A 20,190-nucleotide genomic window follows, 5' to 3' on the forward strand; every position below is an offset into this window, starting at 1 on the left:
ACCAAACACTCAGCGGCATAGTATTTTCAGACTAAAACATAAATAGCTTTATCTCTATCAAATAGGTGGAAACCAATACCGTATAGTGTAATATAGACAATTATTAGGCAATAGTAATGTTAAATTAAAAATTAATTTGTAATTTAGCCTAAAATTACATGAGTACAATTTCCCAGAATACTTATACAGAGTGTAGTCCAATGAAAACTTATTATAGAAGTATATTTATACTTTTGTCATTTTTACTATTCGCTTGTACATCTGAAAACGAAGAAGCACAAAGACAACTAAATACAGCCCGACAGCTTTATTCGCAGGCTGAATACGCTTTAGCTAAACAGACTCTTGATAGCCTGAAAGCAAATCACCCGAAAGCTTTTCCTCAATTACAAGCAGGCATCTTGCTCTTAGACTCGATTCGCAGAGGAGAGAACGAGCAAATAATAGCGCAATGCGATTCGCTTATATCTTCTTTTGAACCCAAAGTAGAACAAGAGAAAACGAAGTTTAGCTTTCAACAAAACAAGCAATACCAAGAAACAGGAAGCTATATCCCAAAAGAGAGTGTAACCTCATCTATTACATCTACAACTCTTCGTTCGGGAGTAGAAGAAAATGGACAGTTATATATTGAAAGTGTATTTATTGGCGGACAAAAACATAATAAAATAAAGATTTTGTCAAAAGATGGCTCATTCGCGGAGTCTATACCAGTGAATGACGATGGTTTGAACTATCGCTTCTCAAACATGGGCAAAACGTATGAAGTAATTCGATTCTCAGGTAGTAAGGAAAATGGAATTGCAAAGTTCATTTTCTCAAATACCAATAATCCTTTATCGGTCACTTTAGATGGACAAGGAAAATATACATATACTTTATCGCAACAGGTAAAGTCTGCGATTTCCAAATCGTATCAGTTATCAGTAATGATGTTGCAGCTAGATAGCCTTAAAACAGCTAAAGAGAAAGCCGAATTTCACATCTATTATCTGGATAATAAAAAAGACAGCACAAACACTTACAACACAAAGCTACAATAACTCTAATTTTTATGAAAAAAGAAAAATCTACTGCCGAGCCTCAGAGAAAAGAAAAGGATATTTTCAATCTTAATATCTCGGTCGATTGTACAATATTCGGATTTCACTCAGGAAGCCTCAAAGTTTTACTATGCAAACCCAGTGCCGGCGAAAAATGGATGCTTCCCGGAGGGCTTATAACAAGAGATGAAATACCGGATGAAACGGCACGCCGGATATTAAAAGCAAAAACAGGATTAAGCGATACCTATCTGAAGCAGTTCTCATTCTTTGGGAGAAAAGATAAAAAACAAGAAGAAAACGAAAACCCCGAAATACTTAGTGAAATTAGTCTGGCCTATTTTGCTCTTATCAAATCAGGAGATGCACAACTCGTCGAAGATAACGATACTGAACATATCGAATGGTTTGAAATAAATAATATCTCAGATTTACACCCGGAACATAAGATTATTTTTGAAACCGCTCTCTCTACCCTACGCAAACAAATTGGATTCATACCTATCGGTTACGAACTTCTACCCGAAAAATTCACAATGCCGGAATTAAGAAGTATCTACGAAGCAATATTAGGAAGAGAACTAGACCGTAGAAACTTCCAGCGCAAAATGCTCTCTATTGGCTTTATAAAAGCATTGAATGAAACACGGAAAGTAGGAGCTCACAAATCGCCCAATTTGTACTCTTTCGACAAGAAAAAATATGAGGAAGCCGAAAGACTTGGAATTCAGTTAATGAGCAACAACTTGTAATCGTAAAATAAGGAAATAACCCGGAACATTAATTTATAATTATTCAGCAAAACCGAAGTCCAGAAGGGATTGCCTCACATCAGAAGAAATATCAGCATTTATTTTATAAGCAAAATACTCTCTACGCAAAGGATAGTTATTCCGCTGCTGCTTGAAAGTCTCAGGAGATGCTTTTAGTCTTTCGAAGTCAGACATGGGGTCGTATGTATGCAATATAGCATCAAAGAGAAGATTATCGGAGTTTTTTAATCCTGTGAGGTCTATTATAGGGTTTACAGGATCAGGTGCTATTATGCGAGATAACGGTTCTTTGCTCATCCCATAGAAATCGGCAACAGATTCAAGAGACATACGCGTTGCGTTGGCTTTTCCGTCTGCCGAATAACCTGCTATATGCGGGGTGGCAATATCAACCATCTCCATATATTCAAGGTCTATATCGGGTTCTTTTTCCCAGCAATCGATAATTGCTCCCGATATAAGGTTGTTAGCTATAGCTATTTTTATAGCCGCTGTATCTACAATGCCCCCTCTCGCCGAATTCATTATAATCGGTTTTCTCTTGAGAGACGAAAAGAACTCGGTATTTGCTAAATGATAAGTCTTATATTCGCCTTCTTTTGTTAAGGGTGTATGGAAAGTGATAATATCAGCTTTATCTATTATTTCATCAAGACTGACAAATAAATCTCTCTGCTCGGCTTTTTGACGTGGTGGGTCATTTAGCAGAACCTTCATACCTAACATTTCGCAAGCTTTCGCTACCTTTTTCCCTACGTTGCCAACACCAACAATACCTATCGTTTTATCTTTAAGTTCAAAGCCTTTCTGGCGGGAGATTCTTATCAATGAAGAAACGATATATTGCTGCACCGAACCGGAATTGCACCCCGGAGCATTATGCCACACGATATCATGTGCATCACAGTAATCGGTATCGATATGATCATAGCCAATAGTAGCGGAGCATATAAGCTTTACGTTTGTATTTTTTAGTATTGCTTCGCCAAAGCGAGTTACAGTGCGCACAATTAAAGTATCAGCCTCTTTGATCGCATCGTGGGTAAAAGCAGCACCATCGAGGTAAGTAACGTCTCCGTAATATTCGGCTACACCTTTGAGATAGGGTATATTTTTGTCAGCTATTATTTTCATTTGTAAGAGTATGGAATGTATTTTCTATAGAATCTATTTCATCTATATTTTTATCTATCAGCAACTTTCCTTTATCTAAAAAGATCACACGAGAGCAAATAGCTTTTACATCAAATAGAATATGAGTAGAAAAAAGTATCATCTTATCTTTCGACAGTTCCTTGAAAAGAGCATTAAGGCTTTCGCGTTGATTCGGATCTAAGCCAGAAGTAGCTTCATCCAAGATAAGAAATTCAGGGTTATGAACCAATGCCTGAGCAATACCAACTCGTTGACGATTTCCTTTTGAAAGAGCCTTTATTTTTTTCTTGTATTCCCTCTCCAGTCCGGTTTCTTCAATAACACGAGAAACAGCATCGTGCCCTACATTATAGATTCCTGCAACATACTCCAGATATTCTTTTACGTACATATCTTCGTATAAAGGATTGTCTTCCGAGAGGTAGCCTATACGCTTTTTAACCGCTAAAGGATTAGAAAGGATATCTTCTCCTGAAAAAGTCACTCGCCCCTTATCTGCAAGTATACCACCTGCAAGAATTTTCATCAAGGTAGACTTCCCCGCACCATTTACTCCGAGAAGCCCTACTATATCGCCTTTCTGTATCGAGAAGCTCACATCAGATAAAGCTACCTGATCTCCATACGTTTTGGATATGTGCTCTATTTGTATCAAATGGATAATTGTTATGATGGTGTAAAAATAATAAATCTCTCCGGAATATTCCGGAGAGATTTACATTTATAATTTAGACATTGCTTTTAACCTGCTACTGGAGAATAAGATCTTGATTGCAATTCCTTATCCATTGTATAGATTCCAAAACCGTTATCTTTAATCATTTTCAACGCATCAATATAACCTTGTGCTGTAGCCTCTTCCTCTACTTGTTCGTCTACAAACCATTTCAACATACTTTCGGTAGCATAGTCTTTTTCGTCTTTAGCCAACGCCACCAAGTCATTGATTCGCCCTGTTACGATCTTTTCATGTCTCAAAGTTTCTTCAAAAGCATGAAGAGGAGATTCCCAAGCCAAATCCACTTTTTCAATTGGCTTCAATTCTACTTTTGCGCCTCTATCAGTAACGTATTTGAAAAATTTCATTGCGTGATCTTGTTCTTCCTTAAACTGGATTTCGAACCAGTTGGCAAAACCCGGTTTTCCGTCTGCTGCAAAATAAGCAGCCATAGACAGATATAAATATGCTGACCAAAATTCAGCATTGATTTGTGCATTTAATGCAGCTTCTAATTTTTTACTTAACATAATTGATGATATTTTTGATGTTAGTTTATTCTTTCAACACTTGTGTAATGGCAATTGTTCAATAGTTCGTCTAATACACAAATATGTTATGCAATATTACAAAATATAATTATTATTTCAAAAACTATTTATAATCATTAATGAGTTATCGAAAAAACCTATAATATAATATCAGACAACGACGAGAGACTTGTAGATATAAAAAAACAAAAGAAGTGACCTATTCGGTCACTTCTCTGCGGAAGCGGGGGCTTGTGAACCACACCTATCAACCATATATTATTCAATACTTTACTTGATCAGATCGCTTTGAGGTGAACACTTTAGGAGAAGCTAATTGACAGCTATTGGCTGTTCTTTGTCCGCTATTGAATAGTGTTATTTTCCTATCGACAAATATAGTGTATTTTTATAAAAATCATGCTCATTTATTATCTAATCCATCCATTCTTTCTTCGAGAAGCTTTATCAATTTATCTAAAAATAAAGTACGGCTACCTTTACGTTCTCGAATTTCCAGAAACGTGTGATAGAAGTCACCCAAATTGATATTGAAAACAGTTTCAATATATTCCGCTAGCTCTTTTATATTCGTATTGCCATTATTGAAACAACCTGCGTTATCCCATGCGTAAATCTGCTCAACAAGTTCTGCTTTTTTAGCAGTCCATGTCAGTCTTGCCTTTGGCAAATTAAATGAGTCTTGAATATTGGATTCGAGATTACTAATATGTAGGAGTTTATTGTTTACATATACCGTTAATCTCTCATTGGCAATCATCTTCGAAACCTTAAAATCAAAGCTCGTAGAGAATTTAGAGTCCCTTTCAAAGTAGAAGCAATCCTGTATTAACTGAATATCTGGCTTACCTCTTAGAAAGTAATATTTATCAAGGTGGGTACTTCCTGAACGATAATATTGATAGAAGTCAGCATTATTATCGAAAAAATACTTTATGCGTCCTAAAATTCCTTCTAAATAATTTTTGCGATCGATGCAACTTCCGGTGGGCATTCGCATTTCCAGATTATATATCTTTCTATGGTAAATTAGAATGCTAAAAAGTTGAGGTTTCGTCTCTTTAAAAAAGATGATTTCATCAAGCGGACTTTTAAATGTATAATTTGAAACAAATTCTTTTAATTCATCAAATGTAGACTCCAATAATGAAATAATACTAATAGATTTCTGAAAGATATTACATTCCTCAGAATCAATAAGCTGAATTTCTTTATTGATATTTTCTTTTATATTGCGAATAAATTGCTCCATTGTATTATTGTATTCTGTTTTTTATGTATTAGATACCTATTTTAGACTAGTCGAAGAAAGAATAAGTCATAATAATCGCTCAAACCTATAATTAGTTCATATAGGACATGTCTCCAACAATAGCTATTACAGAGATAAGGCTATAGCCAGACCTCCTTGTTTTCCATTATAAAAAGGGCTAAAAGAGATTTGTTTGCTAAATGTACCTTTGTTCATAAACTTCCTCTGCAAATAGGGATAAAGCCAGTAAGCAGCCTTGGTGCTTAGAATACCGAGTCCGGCTCCCACAATAACATCTGCAAACCAATGTTTGTCATTATATAAACGAAATATCCCTGTTCCGGTTGCAATGGTGTAGCCTGTTATGCCATACCATATTGAAACATCTTTATATTCCTGCCAAAGAAATTCTGCACCCATAAAAGCTACCGCTGTATGACCTGAGGGAAAAGAGTTTTTCGCTGATTTATCTGGTCTCTCTATCTTTGTTGAATACTTTATCGTATTTACTGATGCTGCCATAAAAAGAGTAGATATTCCTAGAATAAAGGTTCTGTCTTTAAAATTATTTTTACCTTTTATCCCCATTAAATTCAGTGCGTATACACTTCCTGCCGGAACATATTGAGAAATGTCATCTATGGTAAACTTCGAATCAATATGTTCTGTTACTTCATGCTTTACCTGCCTGTTAAGCAAATAATTATGCTCTATAGCTGTTTCAAATACACCATAAGCAATTAAAGCCGAAGGAATAATTAATTGCTTATATGAAAACTTAAGCTGTTTTACAGGTTTTATCTTGTCAGAAATGACTGTATCTACAGAAATTAAATTAGTAGAAGGTATATCACTGCCCTGAATCGAAAAATCGATGATTGGGTAGTTGCTTTGTAGTGTATCATTATCTACTGTATCCGCTTTTACCGATTGAAATAAGAGCAAGAAGAAGACAATACAAACCGATATGTTATTCATTGTTTTTTTATAAAAATAAGATTCGCTTGGCTGAGCTAAAGAGTTGTGTTCAGCCAAACGAAATTTTGAAAAATTACTTTCTGAAAATATAATTAGCTATAATCCATGTGTTAAACCCAAACACTACCATATATGGAATCGGATTAAAATGATTTGGACAATGTTCACTCTTACATCTGAAGAATATAAGCCATACAATTATTCCCATCAAAGCACCTATAGATATACTTATCAGAGAAAGATATCTTTTTATAATGGGATTCAGTTTTGATGGAGTTTCTTTTCTTGCTGCTAATCTTCTTATACGTCTCTTTTTACTCATGACGATAATAGTGTTAGTTACAAGACTTTCAGAACCTCATTTTTAATATTCTGACCGCATTTAGTATTGCTAGCAGAGAGACCCCAACATCAGCAAAGACCGCTTCCCACATGGTAGCCAAACCAAAACCACCTAAAATAAGTACAATCAGTTTAACCGAGAATGCCAATACTATATTCTGTATGACAACTTGCCTTGTAGCTTTAGCTATTTTAATCGAAGTTGCTATTTTGGATGGTTGATCTGTCTGAATGATTACATCGGCCACTTCGATAGCAGCATCACTCCCCATTCCTCCCATTGCTATTCCAACATCACTTAATGCCAGTGAGGGAGCATCATTTATTCCATCTCCGACAAAAGCAATGACATTATTCTTTTCTGTTTTCAGTTCCTCTATATGACGAACCTTATCTTCAGGTAAGAGGTCCCCATAGGCACTGTCAATACCAAGGCTGGATGCTACATTATTCGTTATGGAAGATTTATCCCCACTCAACATTACAACTTGTTTGATTCCAGATAAATGCATATCTGAAATAGCAGCCTGTGCATCATCTTTTACCTCATCCGCTATTGTTATATAGCCCGCATATTCTTCATTAATAGCTGCAATCACAATAGTCTCAACTATAAATTCAATTGTTCTGTCATAAGAGATATTAAATTTCTGCATCAACTTAGCATTGCCCACCAATACTTCTTCTCCATTTACGATCCCTTTAAGTCCATGCCCTGATATTTCTTCCACATCTGTAGCTGTATAATTATCTGAATCCTTTGCAAATTGAACAATTGCTCTAGCAATGGGATGATTTGAGAATTTCTCTATGGCAGCAACAATAGCGACAAATTCCTCTTGCTTATCTTCATCGACCGACGCAACTTTCTGCACATTGAACACACCTTTGGTCAAAGTACCTGTTTTATCCATCACGACTGTATTGACCTTAGTCATTAAATCGAGATAGTTAGCTCCCTTGAAGAGTATGCCTGCTTTAGAAGCTGCTCCGATTCCGCCGAAATAGCCTAATGGGATAGAAATAACTAATGCACATGGGCAGGAGATTACCAAGAATACCAATGCACGGGATAACCATTCGCTAAATATATAGTCGCTCACCACAAAATAAGGAATGACTGTTATAAAGAGAGCTAACAGGAATACAATCGGAGTATATATCTTGGCAAATTTACGGATCAATAACTCTGTCTTTGCTTTTCGGGAAGTTGCATCTTGCACCATTTCTAGGATTCTGGCAAGAGAACTATCCTGATACTTTTTAGCAACCTTTATTTCGATCACTTTATCAAGATTCAACATTCCTGCTAGTACAGTTTCACCGGCTGAAATAGTTTTCGGTTTGCTTTCCCCTGTTAATGCTGCTGTATTAAAGCTTGCTGATGATGTAAGCATTATTCCATCCAAAGGGACTTTCTCTCCGGCTTTTACCTGAATAACTTCGTCAATTTCCACTTCTTCAGGAGATATTGTTTGATATGAATCATTTCTATAAACAGTTGCTGTGTCAGGACGTACATCAAGCAATGCCTTAATGTTTCTTTTGGCTCTATTCACAGCCGAATCTTGAAACAATTCACCAATCGTATAAAATACCATTACAGCTACTCCTTCGGGATATTCGCCTATAATGAAAGCTCCAAGTGTAGCCATCCCCATAAGTGTAAACTCAGTAAAGAAATCCTTTTCCTTGATCGTTTCAACGGCTTCCCTAAAAACGGGAAAGGCAACAGGGATGTAAGCTATAATATACAACCCTAAACGAAGATAGCCGTTAAATATATCTGGAATAAAATTATCCATCGTAATACCAACAAGTAGCATAAGTAAACTTATTGAAACCGGGATATACTGCTTCCAGTTATTTTCAAACATCTGCGACTCGGTAGAGTCGCAAGATGTGCATTTATAATTATTCTCTGTATTCATTGCTATAAGTATTTAATAATACATTTCACTCGTAGAGCTATTCAACTCAAGATAGAGTATTTCATTTTTGTAAATGAACTGGATCTTATTCTCTCGAGATAACCATCCTAATGCCAAACATATGTTTTTATCATTATATCCGGTCAATTCCCCTATTTGTCTTACGGATAATGCTCCTTCATTAGACAATAATTGCCATATTACTCCGGCATTTATTCCAATATCATTTTTCAACATCTTGACTCTATTTTAAAAATTAATAACTAATCAAGAAGCCACCTGTCATCAGGCAATCCGGTTCTGACTCTGATTGCTCTTTCAACATCAGAGACATAGATTATACCGTCTCCTGAATTACCTGTTTTACCATATGTTGATATTATCGTAATTATTTTATCCACATCATCATTGTTACACACTATCTCAATCTTCGCAACTTTACTATTGGTAAGTGCAAAATTCATGGATAAAGAAGCATCTTCACTTTTTAAATGCCCTGTGCCTTCAGCCATTGAAACAGTAAGATTTGGAAATCCTGCATAAAGTAGTTCTCTTAGAATATCATTAACCTTAAACGGTTTAATAAAAGCTTTTATCTCTTTCATGTGATTTTATTATTTAATGTTTCAAAAAGATTAATGACCATGTTCACCATGATCTGTACTCATAGATGCTAAATAAAATGCATTAGCTTTAACGATAGTCACACCCTCTTCCAGTTTATTTACCGGAGTTATCTGTGTATATCCTAGTTCGCTTATACCTGTCAATACCTCAATCCTTTCAAAATGATAAGTTTTTACACCTTCTTCATTAGCTTCTTTCTCTAACACAAATATGTATTTCTTTCCTTCATTGCTGATAATGGCATCATTGGGTACAGCATCAGTTTTTTGTTTTCCAACATTAATCAATCCGGTAACATACATACCCGGAATCAATTTGATATCTGTCTTACCTTTTATATTTGCATGAACGATAATTGCCTTGGTATCCCCTTCGAAAGACTTGTTGATTTCATAAATCTCACCTTTCAGATTAACACCGGGTTGGTTGGTGAGGGTAATATCCACTTCCTGTCCGATTCTTACCATATTAATATCTTTTTCAAAGACTTTAACATCGCAGTGTATACCTGCATTATCGGTAATACTCATTAGTGGTGTTTGCATATCGACATAACTTCCGGTACTGATATTGATTTTGCTGACAGTTCCTGAAATAGGCGTTTTTATCGGAATTTGAGTAACCATATTACCTGAAGAAACCTGTTCGGGGCTAATGGATAATTGTCTTAGCTGCTTTTCCAAACCTGTTAGCTGCGCTTTAGTTATCTCGTAATTAGCTGTTGCCTGCTGCAAAGTTTTTTCAACCCCTGCACCTTGAGTGGATAAATCTTTTTGTCTTCTGTATTCTTGATCGGCAATCAATGCCTCTTTTTTAGTTGTCAGATAATTCTTTTGCAACTCCACTATTTCCGTATTTTCGAGATAGGCTACAGCTTGTCCGGCACTCACGGCTCGACCTTCAATCACCATTACCTGTTTGATGATCCCTCCTAACAAAGAGGTTACCTCCGCTTTTTTCTGTGGATCCAAGGCCATTTCGCCATTTACTCGAATAATACTATTTAAGTCTCTCTGTTCAATTTTGCCAAGTTGAATATCCACAGCTTTCATTTGTGATTCGGTTAGCTCTACTTCTACCGATTCGCCACCATGAGATTCTTCTGTACCTTCTTTTTCTTTTTCAGCCTCATTTTTAGGCTTCTGTCCACATGACCCTAAAAATATAAGAGACAAAGCAATTATCGCTATATATATTGTTTTCATAATTTTTTGTTATTTATTTCCTTGCAGGTAGTTTAACATAATGATTGTTTGATTGTAGTCATTGATAGCATTTGCATATAGCAAATGTATCTCTACTGCGGTCTTTAAATTCTGGATATACTCGACATAATCTATTTCTCCTTTTTCATATGAAACCTGTGATATCCGTGTTATATCTTCTGCTTGTTTGCTGCCACGAAGTGAATAATAGTCCAAAGCATTTTTAGCCTTGGTATATTCATTCAGATAAGTCTGATAATTCTTACGCATAGTAAGCATAACCTCTTCCTGCTGAACCCTTGCTATTTCGACTTCTCTTTTAGCAGCTTTTGTTTTGGCTCTTTGTTCTCCAAAAAATAGAGGAACACTTATTCCTACTTCAAATCCCATGAAATTACCTTTGTCAAAACGTTCTCTTTGTAAATCATACGGGTTAAAACCTTTTATAAGAAACTGGTTTTTCAATGCAAAATTGAAACTGGGCAGATATCCTTGTTTAATCACACTGAGGTTCTTTTCGCTTATGATCTTTTTATTAGCATAAACCTCTCCAAGTGGTGTTTGCTCCGGATTGAAATCATTAAAAGGATAGACTGCATCCAAAACAGTCAGAGTCGGCTCAACAGGTTCGACTGCCTCATCCGTATTCATCCAGCGTTGTAAGATTAGTTGTATGCTCTGATAATTCTTTTCAGCCTTTTGTAACTCAATTCTGTTTTCATTATAGAGTCGTTCAGCATTCATCTGTTCCAAACGTCCTGTTTCCCCTGATTTCAACTTTGCATTGGCGAGGAATAAGAATTTACCATAAATACGGTCCTGTTCCTGTAATATTTTGATATTTTCCTTTGCATAAAGCAATTGATAATATGTTGCTGATATTTCTTTTACAAGTTCATTGCGTGTAACGTCCAAATTACTTCGTTCCAGATTCGTTTCGGCTTTCAATAAGCCTCTGCGAGAACCATACACTGTAGGGAACTCAAAACTTTGGCTTAATGATATGCTATTATCAGGGCTTCCTCCTGATGTTGGGTCCTGACTTAACGAAAAGCTTGTTTTATCAATATTAAAAGCTGTGCCTTGCAAGTCTTTTGCTCTTTCAATTGAGATACGACCCGACTTCATGGTCAGGTTGTTATCTATTGCCGATTGAATGCATTCCTCCAATGATTTTGTTGTATTTTGCCCAAATAAAGACGGAGCTAAAACAACAGTCATTGTTATGAATACAATAGTCGATATTATTATTTTTGTTTTCATTCCTGTTTATTTTTAGTAAATGTTTTATAGATAGAAGGTAACACAACCAATGTTAGAGCCGTTGCAGTTAATAATCCTCCTATTACCACTGTTGCGAGAGGCCTTTGCACTTCGGCTCCATCGCCTGTAGATAAAGCCATTGGTAAGAATCCTAATGATGCGACAAGCGCAGTCATAATTACCGGACGAAGGCGCAGCATACACCCTTCGATTACTCTCTCACGAATGTTTGTCATCCCTTCTTTTTCAAATATGTTGAATTGCCCAATCAGAACAATGCCATTTAATACCGCAACACCGAACAGAGCTATAAACCCGACACCTGCCGAAATACTGAAAGGCATGTCACGTAACCATAGAGCCCAGATACCTCCAATAGCCGAAAGTGGTATGGCAGAGAATACAAACAAGGACTCTTTTACACTTTTCAATGTGGCATATAGAAGAAAGAGTATTAATAACAATGCTAATGGAACGGCAACCATCAATCTGTCTTTTGCTTCTTTCAGATTTTGAAATTGTCCTCCGTATGTATAATAATATCCTGCCGGTAGTTTGAATTCTTTGTCTAATATATTCTGAATATCAAACACAGTGCTTTGGACATCACGTCCTCTGACATTAAATCCGACATAAATTCGTCTCTCTCCATTTTCGCGTGTTACCTGTGCAGGTGCATCTTCATATTTAATTTCAGCCACTTGAGAAAGAGGGATTGTTCCTCCTGATGAAAGGGGCAGATATAGATTTTCTAATGAAGAGATATTATTTCTCAGATCATTATCCATTCTTAATACTAAATCAAATCTACGGTCTTCCTCAAACACATATCCAGCCTCATTTCCGGCAAATGCTGTTTTAAGTACCATATTGGCATCTTTGACTGATATACCATATTTCGCTAATTGATCTCGATTATAAGTAACCTGAACCTGTGGTAATCCGGTAACTTTTTCAACAAACGGATCACTTACTCCATCTACTTTTTTTATCAAAGAGGCTATCTTATTGGCTGATGAGCTAAGTACTTCCAGGTCATTCCCATAAATTTTAATGGCTACATCCTGTTTAATACCTGTCACTAACTCATTGGTTCGCATCTGTATCGGCTGTGTCATTTCCACTCCTAATCCGGGTATCTCTCCGATAGCTTTTTCCATCTTCTCCATCAGCTCCTCTTTGGTTTTGGCTGATGTCCATTCTTTTTTAGGAATTAAAGCAATCATCATATCCGCTCGTTCAATAGGCATCGGATCAGTTGGAATTTCGGCACTACCAATACGGCTTACGGCTTGTTTTACTTCAGGAAACTGTTCTTTGAGTATTTTTTCAGCTTGAGAACAGCTTTTAATCATCTGTGACAAGGATGTTCCCTGAGCCATACTTATTTCTGCCGCAAAGTCGCCTTCTTCGAGATTAGGTATAAATTCGCCACCCATTCTATTAAACATGAATACACTGACTGCAAACAGTGCAACCATACTTATGATTAGAGTTTTGCTCCAATTCAAGCTTTTGGTTATAATAGGACGATAGAAATTGTTAAGCTTATCCATTAGCTTATCTGAGATATTCCGCTTGTGCTCAGTTTTCTTACTTAAAAACAACGCACTTGCCATAGGCACATAAGTTAGAGATAGAATAAATGCACCCAATATGGCAAAGAACACTGTCATAGCCATTGGCTTGAACATCTTACCTTCTATACCGACCAAAGTGAAAAGTGGAATATAAACAATCATGATAATGATTTCTCCAAATGCGGCACTATTCCTTATTTTAGAAGCTGAATCAAATACTTCCTGATCCATTTCTGCCTGTGTCAGCAACCTCCCTTTATATCGGTCTTTCATGACTCCTATATGATGACAGACGGCCTCGACAATGATGACCGCCCCATCCACAATCAATCCGAAGTCGATAGCTCCGAGGCTCATCAGGTTTCCACTTACACCAAACACACGCATCATACCAAATGCAAACAGCATAGATAGTGGTATTACGGAAGCTACTACCAATCCGGCTCTGTAATTCCCTAAGAAAAGTACAAGAATGAAGATAACGATCAATCCTCCCTCTATCAGGTTTTTGGTAATAGTATTCGTTACTCTGTCTACCAATTGTGTCCTGTCAATAAACGGCTCAATAATGACTCCCTCCGGTAAGCTCTTTTGTACCTGAGCCATACGCTCTTTTACATTTTTTATTACCTCTTGAAAGTTTTCACCCTTCAACATCAGGGTAATACCTGCAACAACTTCTCCGTCTCCATTTCGGGTTACAGCACCATAGCGTGTTGCATTTCCATACTGTACTTTTGCTACATCCCGAACAAGGATAGGAGTACCATTGACTGTTTTAATCGGTATTTTTTCTATATCTTCCAAAGACTTGACAATACCTAACCCTCGTATGAAATACTGATTACTGTATTGTTCAATGTAGCTCCCTCCTGTATTTTCGTTATTGTTTTCAAGTGCAGTATACAATTCAGGGATTGTTATATTTACAGCATTGAGTTTATCCGCATTAATGGCTATCTCGTATTGTTTTACAAAACCTCCCCAGCCACTTATCTCTGCTACACCTTCTGTGCCTGAGAGTTGCTTTCTAACGATCCAATCCTGCATGGTACGCAAGTCAGATATACTGTATTTATCCTCATAGCCTTCTTTTGCCCGTATTGTATAGTGATAGATCTCTCCTAATCCGGTAGATATAGGAGCTAAACTAATCTTACCTACTCCTTGAGGAATAACTTCCTCCGCTTCTTTTAGTTGCTGGTCTACCTGCTGACGTGCCCAATAAATGTCAGCATCTTCTTTAAATACAATGGTTATAACGGATAAGCCACTTCGGCTGATACTTCTTCTTTCTATAACTTTGGGAATATTGGCTAAAGCCATTTCTAAGGGAGTAGTAATAAACTGCTCCACTTCCTGTGCTCCTAAGGATGGAGCCTGAGTAATGACCTGCACCTGATTATTGGTGATATCAGGGGTAGAGTCGAATGGTAATTGAGACAGGGAATAAGTCCCCCAAATAATGAGGGCTACAGTCATGACTCCAATTACCAATTTATTCTCTATCGAGAATTTAATCAGTTTTTGAAACATAATTTGAATATTAAAATATAACAATAGGATTGTACGATACATCTACCTTTAGACGTATCAAATTGGATACAAGAATGTTATATTTTAAGCCTTAGGGGGTCTCCAAAGACTATCCAGATGAGATGAAGTTTGGTTTTCATTATAAATAGCAATCTTCTTGACCGGAGTACTATCTATATTTCGCAGGTCAAAGCTATTTTTTGCTATAAAATTGGGATTGTGAAAGCTGGAACATGCGCAAAACGGAGTACATATTTCCTGAGCAGTATCGCTTTCACTATGAGCTGTTGAAACTTGTTCTGTCTTATCTTGTAAAGAATCTATAGTCTGTATATTGCAATTGCATGGAAGCAAGGCAAGACACAGAAAATAAATACTTATTATAAAGACAAATGGTCTCATTTTGTTTTTCTTTATGCTACAAATATAAAAATAAATTTATGCAACTCAGTTGCAGACTTCTATTATTTGTTAAAGAAAGGTTTTAAGTTTGTATATTTATTGAAAAAAGGATTGTAGATAACAAATATCATGAATTAATGAGCTTATTACACTGGCCGCAATATCCTTTAATTACAAGATTTACACTTTCTATTTGCATAACGGGTGATAATTGAAATCCGGGAATAGATATATTATCCAGGCAAAATGCCTTTTTGCAATAATTACAATAAAAATGAGCGTGCATATCTTCAATGCTGCAATGGCAATCTCGACTACATACAGAATACTTAACAGAACCTGAGCCATCATCGAAGCTATGTATTAATTGATGCTCATGAAATAAATGTATTGCTCTTGATATTGTAGATTTATCTATCGTGTCAAGTTGAGATTCTAAATCTGACAAACTAAATGCTCTGTCAAATTCAAGCATAGCTTTTAGTACCAGTATGCGAATAGCTGTTGGTTTTATATCCCGCTCTTCTAATAAATTTACAAAAAGACTGTTCATAATGCAGTATTTTATAATATAGAGTTTATAAAGTTATATCTTTTATTGAAAAAACTCCTCCTCTTTCTGGCTTTATTCTTCACATGCTCTCATTACATATTTCTAAACAAAAAGGATACTTTACATTTTATATGTTATATTTTTGTGTTTAATAAAAACGTATCTATATATCATACAATATTATGAAAACTCCTAAACAAGCTTTAAATCCAGCATTTTTAAAACAAAAACCGGATCGCAAAGAAATAGAATTGTTTAAACAAGAGTTTATTTCTCTGTTGGATAAAATAAACGATACTGAATCGGAGGAGTTTCATAAAAACCTAATTATAGATTTCCTAAATTCCGTTTACTATAAAAACAATCACTATATTAATACATATGGTAGAACAGATTTAGTTATTCATAACGAGAAAGATACTAAATCACCTGTTGGCGTCTTGATAGAAGTAAAGAAGCCAACTAACAAGAGTGAAATGATCAGCAAAGAAAACCTCAATGCTAAAGCATTTCAAGAATTGGTTCTTTATTATCTCAGAGAACGTAAGGCAAACAAGAATCTAGAACTACGATATTTAATTATTACGAATATCAACGAGTGGTTTATTTTTGATGCTCAAGACTTCAAAAAACTATTCTATGATGATAAGAAATTTGTAGACTTATTTGAACAATTCCAAAATAAACGTTCGGATGATTCATCTACAAACCACTTTTACAAGGAGATCGCATCGCCTCAAATAGAGAAAGTGAAAGATCAAATCCCATATACTCATTTTGATATTAGGGATTATGATAAAATTATGCGTAATAAGGATAAGGAGGACGATAGAAAACTAATTGCTCTTTATAAGTTTTTATCTCCGATTCATTTACTCAAACTATCCTTTGCTAAAGATTATAATGAGTTAAACAAAGAGTTTTATGCAGAGCTTTTACATATACTTGGCTTAGAAGAGGTCAAAGAAAAGTCTCAAAAATTTATTGTTCGAAAGTCTCAAGGAAAAAGGGATAATGGTTCAATTATTGAAAATGCGATAAACGAATTAGATGCGATGGATAAATTATCTATGCTATCTAACATAAAACAATATGGAAACACCTATGAGGACCAATTATATAATGTAGCTCTAGACTTAAGCATTACGTGGGTCAATCGAGTCCTGTTTTTAAAATTGCTAGAAGCTCAAATTATTAAATATCACGACGGGAATAAAAAATATTCTTTTCTTTCAACTGATAAAATTGAAGGGTATGATGATTTAAATAGTTTATTCTTTCAAATATTAGCTCGCAAAGAAGACGAGCGGCGAGATGGAAATTTAAAAGAAAAATTCTCTCATGTTCCATATCTGAATAGCTCTCTTTTCGAACCAACGGAATTAGAGGGTTATACTATTGCGATTAGCGGACTTCAAGATAAAGCAAAAATAGAATTATACTCTAAATCTGTATTGAAGATTAAAGGACAAGTTGATAAGAGGCTTACTCCTTTAGAATACTTATTGAAATTTCTTGATGCCTATGATTTTAGCAGTGAAAGTTCAGAAGATATACAAGAGGAAGATAAAGCATTGATATCAGCGTCTGTTCTTGGATTGATCTTTGAAAAAATAAACGGATACAAAGATGGCTCTTTCTTTACTCCAAGCTTTGTTACTATGTTTATGTGTAGGGATACTATAACTCGCACTGTTATACAAAAATTTAATGAGACTAAAGGTTGGGAATGCAAAACAATCATAGATCTACATAATAAAATCTCAGATATAAAAGAAGCGAATGAGATATTCAATTCTATTCGGTTGTGTGATCCAGCTGTCGGATCAGGTCATTTTTTAGTTTCAAGTCTAAATGAAATGATCTATTTAAAATCAGAACTCGGTATTCTTACGGATAGAGAAGGGAAATTATTAAGAGGCTATAAGATTAGTGTAGAGAATGATGAGTTGATAGTCAGCGATAATGAATATGGTATATTCAAGTACAACCCTCACCATCACGAGAGTCAGCGTGTACAAGAAACATTATTTCATGAGAAGCAAACCATAATTGAAAACTGCCTATTTGGTGTTGACCTTAATCCAAATTCTGTAAAGATCTGTCAACTTCGTCTATGGATCGAACTTTTGAAACATACCTATTACATAACTAAGACCAATAGATTAGAAACTCTACCTAATATTGATATTAATATCAAATGTGGAAATTCATTAATTAGTCGTTTCGGCTTAGACGAAAATTTAAAACCGATTCTTCGAGGGCTGAATATATCGATTTTAGAATATAAAGAGGCTGTTAATAATTATAGGAATGCCCACAATAAGCAAGATAAAAAACGTTTAGAACAATTTATTAAAGAGATTAAAACTAATCTAAAAACTGAAATTAGCAAAAACGATAAGAATAGTAAATCCTTGTTTAAAGCAAAAAAAGAATTATCCGATTTAACAGCACCAGATTTATTTGAGCGAACACCCAAAGAAAAAAAAGCTTTACAAAAGAAAATAGATTTAGCTCAAAATGCTGTTGGAAAATATTCTGCTATTATTGAAGAAATCAAAAATAATAAAATATTTCAAAATGCATTTGAATGGCGTATTGAATTTCCAGAAGTATTAAATGAGGATGGTGATTTTATTGGTTTTGACGCTATCATTGGCAACCCACCGTACATTCAGCTTCAGTCGATGGGAGAGATAACAGATATCTATCAAAAAATGGAATTTGAAACCTTTGAACGTACAGGAGATATCTATTGCTTGTTCTACGAATTAGGAAATAATATTCTTCGAAAAAACTGCTTTTTATCATTCATTACGTCTAATAAATGGATGCGTGCAGGATATGGAGAAAGTATGCGCAGATATTTTGTGGAGCAGACAAATCCTGTATTATTAGTGGACTTTGCAGGTATTAATGTATTTGATGAAGCCACTGTGGATGTGAATATTTTAATGTTCCAGAAGGATAAAAACCGACAACAAACAGAGGCTTGTATTGTCAAAAAGGAAGGTATAAAAGATTTGAGCGTTTTTATTAGACAGAATAGTGTTAATTGTGAGTTTGGAGTAGAAAGCTGGGTAATTTTGAGTTCTCTTGAACAGAGTATAAGGTCTAAGATAGAGTTAGTTGGAACACCTTTGAAGGATTGGGATATCGATATTTATCGAGGTGTTTTAACTGGATATAACGAAGCGTTTATAATTGACAGCGAAACGAAAGAAAAATTAATCAAAGAGGATTCAAAATCTGCTGAAATTATACGACCTATTTTACGTGGCAGGGATATAAAACGTTATGGGTACGAGTTTGCCAATTTGTGGTTAATAAATACTCATAATGGAGTGAAGGAAAAGAATATAAAAGCCATAGATGTAGAGGATTATCCTGCTGTAAAGAAACATTTAGATAAATTTTACCCTGAGCTCGAGAAACGTCAAGACAAAGGTTATACTCCATATAATCTACGGAACTGTGCTTATATCGAGGATTTTTATAAACAAAAAATTATATGGGGAGAGATTTCAGATAAATCTAAATTTGCATTAGATAATGAAGCTTTCTTTCCTGAAGCCACGTCTTTTTTAATGGTAGGGGATAAATTGAAATATATACTAGCTATGCTAAACTCAAGGCTTGGAGAGTGGGTCTTTAATCAGATCGGAACAACAACAGGAGTAGGAACAAATCGATGGAAAAAATATACATTAGAAAAATTATCGGTCAAAATGCCTACAGAATTAGAACAAATACATGTAGAACAAATGATAGATAATATAATTGAAACTCATTCTATTGATGAAATAGAAAAATTAGATAAGTATATATGCCAACTATACAAGTTATCTCAAGAAGAAGTTGAATTTATTGAGAACTTATAAATTGTATTTCTTCTTCAGATAGTCCATACATTGCATATATAAGATTGTCTATTATAGTTTCAAGGACTGTTGTATTCTCATTCTTTTCTTTTTTTATTAGCATTTCTTCTACTAACTTAATGAATGGCTCTTGCTCAAAATCAGATAATAATGGGATTGGAAATAGATTGACATTTTGACCACCAACTTGAACATCTCCAACTCCTGTCTTGTTCATGTTGGTAATATAGCTATACCATTTTATTACATTAGAGTTCAAAACAGACAGTAGATATTCTAGGTATGATCCTGTCAATATATAACAGGCATTATTCACAACATACTCATTGGAATCAATAGAAAAAGCCATTTGATTTCCAATAATCTTCCATATAATTTTTTGTTTATAAAAATCCTC

The 20,190-nt window shown here is 35.2% G+C and carries 18 protein-coding genes; 3 read left to right on the top strand and 15 right to left on the bottom strand.

Going from position 1 to position 20,190, the window contains the following annotated elements:
- Positions 1 to 200: 200 nt before the first annotated feature.
- Together QOX35_RS13905 and QOX35_RS13910 are read left to right on the top strand one after the other, a co-directional pair.
- Positions 201 to 1,043 carry a hypothetical protein gene (locus tag QOX35_RS13905; RefSeq protein ID WP_283687438.1) on the top strand — a complete coding sequence of 281 codons (843 nt, stop codon included), beginning with the start codon at positions 201 to 203 and terminating at the stop codon, positions 1,041 to 1,043.
- A gap of 11 nt (positions 1,044 to 1,054) precedes the next feature.
- Positions 1,055 to 1,795, top strand: coding sequence for an NUDIX hydrolase (locus QOX35_RS13910; protein ID WP_283687439.1), 741 nt, complete (start codon positions 1,055 to 1,057; stop codon positions 1,793 to 1,795).
- A 39-nt stretch (positions 1,796 to 1,834) separates the two neighbouring features.
- Here QOX35_RS13910 and pdxB read toward each other — a convergent pair whose 3' ends face one another.
- The 14 genes from pdxB to QOX35_RS13980 all read right to left on the bottom strand — a co-directional run bounded on the left by pdxB (position 1,835) and on the right by QOX35_RS13980 (position 15,909).
- A complete protein-coding gene (gene pdxB, locus QOX35_RS13915; RefSeq protein ID WP_283687440.1) occupies positions 1,835 to 2,950 on the bottom strand; it encodes a 4-phosphoerythronate dehydrogenase PdxB in 1,116 nt (371 codons plus the stop codon).
- Positions 2,934 to 3,626, bottom strand: coding sequence for an ABC transporter ATP-binding protein (locus QOX35_RS13920; RefSeq protein ID WP_283687441.1), 693 nt, complete (start codon positions 3,624 to 3,626; stop codon positions 2,934 to 2,936). The genes pdxB and QOX35_RS13920 overlap by 17 nt, the downstream gene beginning before the upstream one ends.
- An 86-nt stretch (positions 3,627 to 3,712) precedes the next feature.
- Positions 3,713 to 4,219 (bottom strand): ferritin, encoded by a 507-nt coding sequence (locus QOX35_RS13925; RefSeq protein WP_283687442.1) that lies wholly within the window; start codon positions 4,217 to 4,219, stop codon positions 3,713 to 3,715.
- Positions 4,220 to 4,643: 424 nt separating this feature from the next.
- Positions 4,644 to 5,492 (bottom strand): RteC domain-containing protein, encoded by an 849-nt coding sequence (locus tag QOX35_RS13930; protein WP_006801096.1) that lies wholly within the window; start codon positions 5,490 to 5,492, stop codon positions 4,644 to 4,646.
- 126 nt (positions 5,493 to 5,618) lie between these two features.
- Positions 5,619 to 6,470 carry a phosphatase PAP2 family protein gene (locus tag QOX35_RS13935; protein ID WP_006801095.1) on the bottom strand — a complete coding sequence of 284 codons (852 nt, stop codon included), beginning with the start codon at positions 6,468 to 6,470 and terminating at the stop codon, positions 5,619 to 5,621.
- A 73-nt stretch (positions 6,471 to 6,543) separates the two neighbouring features.
- On the bottom strand, positions 6,544 to 6,792 hold the full coding sequence (locus QOX35_RS13940) for a hypothetical protein (protein ID WP_006801094.1): 249 nt from the start codon (positions 6,790 to 6,792) through the stop codon (positions 6,544 to 6,546).
- A gap of 28 nt (positions 6,793 to 6,820) precedes the next feature.
- Positions 6,821 to 8,689 (bottom strand): heavy metal translocating P-type ATPase, encoded by a 1,869-nt coding sequence (locus QOX35_RS13945; RefSeq protein WP_306540389.1) that lies wholly within the window; start codon positions 8,687 to 8,689, stop codon positions 6,821 to 6,823.
- Between the two features lie 66 nt (positions 8,690 to 8,755).
- Positions 8,756 to 8,980, bottom strand: coding sequence for a winged helix-turn-helix domain-containing protein (locus QOX35_RS13950; protein ID WP_006801092.1), 225 nt, complete (start codon positions 8,978 to 8,980; stop codon positions 8,756 to 8,758).
- A 26-nt stretch (positions 8,981 to 9,006) separates the two neighbouring features.
- Positions 9,007 to 9,348, bottom strand: a complete 342-nt coding sequence (locus tag QOX35_RS13955; protein WP_006801091.1) for a P-II family nitrogen regulator — start codon at positions 9,346 to 9,348, stop codon at positions 9,007 to 9,009.
- A 30-nt stretch (positions 9,349 to 9,378) separates the two neighbouring features.
- On the bottom strand, positions 9,379 to 10,575 hold the full coding sequence (locus QOX35_RS13960) for an efflux RND transporter periplasmic adaptor subunit (protein WP_006801090.1): 1,197 nt from the start codon (positions 10,573 to 10,575) through the stop codon (positions 9,379 to 9,381).
- A 9-nt stretch (positions 10,576 to 10,584) separates the two neighbouring features.
- Complete coding sequence (locus tag QOX35_RS13965; RefSeq protein ID WP_006801089.1) at positions 10,585 to 11,838, bottom strand: TolC family protein; 1,254 nt, start codon at positions 11,836 to 11,838, stop codon at positions 10,585 to 10,587.
- The gene (locus QOX35_RS13970) at positions 11,835 to 14,954 is read right to left on the bottom strand and encodes an efflux RND transporter permease subunit (RefSeq protein ID WP_083820982.1); all 3,120 of its coding nucleotides are present in this window, start codon (positions 14,952 to 14,954) and stop codon (positions 11,835 to 11,837) included. The genes QOX35_RS13965 and QOX35_RS13970 overlap by 4 nt, the downstream gene beginning before the upstream one ends.
- An 84-nt stretch (positions 14,955 to 15,038) precedes the next feature.
- The gene (locus QOX35_RS13975; protein WP_006801087.1) at positions 15,039 to 15,356 is read right to left on the bottom strand and encodes a DUF6660 family protein; all 318 of its coding nucleotides are present in this window, start codon (positions 15,354 to 15,356) and stop codon (positions 15,039 to 15,041) included.
- A 127-nt stretch (positions 15,357 to 15,483) separates the two neighbouring features.
- A complete protein-coding gene (locus tag QOX35_RS13980) occupies positions 15,484 to 15,909 on the bottom strand; it encodes a Fur family transcriptional regulator (protein ID WP_006801086.1) in 426 nt (141 codons plus the stop codon).
- A 182-nt stretch (positions 15,910 to 16,091) separates the two neighbouring features.
- On the opposite strand from QOX35_RS13980, the gene QOX35_RS13985 reads away from it, so the two are divergent.
- The gene (locus tag QOX35_RS13985) at positions 16,092 to 19,793 is read left to right on the top strand and encodes a DUF7149 domain-containing protein (RefSeq protein WP_283687443.1); all 3,702 of its coding nucleotides are present in this window, start codon (positions 16,092 to 16,094) and stop codon (positions 19,791 to 19,793) included.
- Here QOX35_RS13985 and QOX35_RS13990 read toward each other — a convergent pair.
- A partial coding sequence (locus QOX35_RS13990) for a TaqI-like C-terminal specificity domain-containing protein (protein ID WP_283687444.1) occupies positions 19,777 to 20,190 on the bottom strand: 414 nt, incomplete at its 5' end. The genes QOX35_RS13985 and QOX35_RS13990 overlap by 17 nt on opposite strands.

The sequence above is a fragment of the Dysgonomonas sp. Marseille-Q5470 genome, assembly GCF_951230145.1.
In the GTDB taxonomy this organism is placed as follows: domain Bacteria; phylum Bacteroidota; class Bacteroidia; order Bacteroidales; family Dysgonomonadaceae; genus Dysgonomonas.

What these genes read in the sequence shown, in the direction of transcription:
- QOX35_RS13905 (WP_283687438.1), top strand. Translation starts at nt 201, where the DNA reads ATGAAAACTTATTATAGAAGTATATTTATACTTTTGTCATTTTTACTA.
- QOX35_RS13910 (WP_283687439.1), top strand. Translation starts at nt 1,055, where the DNA reads ATGAAAAAAGAAAAATCTACTGCCGAGCCTCAGAGAAAAGAAAAGGAT.
- pdxB (WP_283687440.1), bottom strand. Translation starts at nt 2,950, where the DNA reads ATGAAAATAATAGCTGACAAAAATATACCCTATCTCAAAGGTGTAGCC.
- QOX35_RS13925 (WP_283687442.1), bottom strand. Translation starts at nt 4,219, where the DNA reads ATGTTAAGTAAAAAATTAGAAGCTGCATTAAATGCACAAATCAATGCT.
- QOX35_RS13930 (WP_006801096.1), bottom strand. Translation starts at nt 5,492, where the DNA reads ATGGAGCAATTTATTCGCAATATAAAAGAAAATATCAATAAAGAAATT.
- QOX35_RS13935 (WP_006801095.1), bottom strand. Translation starts at nt 6,470, where the DNA reads ATGAATAACATATCGGTTTGTATTGTCTTCTTCTTGCTCTTATTTCAA.
- QOX35_RS13940 (WP_006801094.1), bottom strand. Translation starts at nt 6,792, where the DNA reads ATGAGTAAAAAGAGACGTATAAGAAGATTAGCAGCAAGAAAAGAAACT.
- QOX35_RS13945 (WP_306540389.1), bottom strand. Translation starts at nt 8,689, where the DNA reads ATGTTTGAAAATAACTGGAAGCAGTATATCCCGGTTTCAATAAGTTTA.
- QOX35_RS13950 (WP_006801092.1), bottom strand. Translation starts at nt 8,980, where the DNA reads ATGTTGAAAAATGATATTGGAATAAATGCCGGAGTAATATGGCAATTA.
- QOX35_RS13955 (WP_006801091.1), bottom strand. Translation starts at nt 9,348, where the DNA reads ATGAAAGAGATAAAAGCTTTTATTAAACCGTTTAAGGTTAATGATATT.
- QOX35_RS13960 (WP_006801090.1), bottom strand. Translation starts at nt 10,575, where the DNA reads ATGAAAACAATATATATAGCGATAATTGCTTTGTCTCTTATATTTTTA.
- QOX35_RS13965 (WP_006801089.1), bottom strand. Translation starts at nt 11,838, where the DNA reads ATGAAAACAAAAATAATAATATCGACTATTGTATTCATAACAATGACT.
- QOX35_RS13970 (WP_083820982.1), bottom strand. Translation starts at nt 14,954, where the DNA reads ATGTTTCAAAAACTGATTAAATTCTCGATAGAGAATAAATTGGTAATT.
- QOX35_RS13975 (WP_006801087.1), bottom strand. Translation starts at nt 15,356, where the DNA reads ATGAGACCATTTGTCTTTATAATAAGTATTTATTTTCTGTGTCTTGCC.
- QOX35_RS13980 (WP_006801086.1), bottom strand. Translation starts at nt 15,909, where the DNA reads ATGAACAGTCTTTTTGTAAATTTATTAGAAGAGCGGGATATAAAACCA.
- QOX35_RS13985 (WP_283687443.1), top strand. Translation starts at nt 16,092, where the DNA reads ATGAAAACTCCTAAACAAGCTTTAAATCCAGCATTTTTAAAACAAAAA.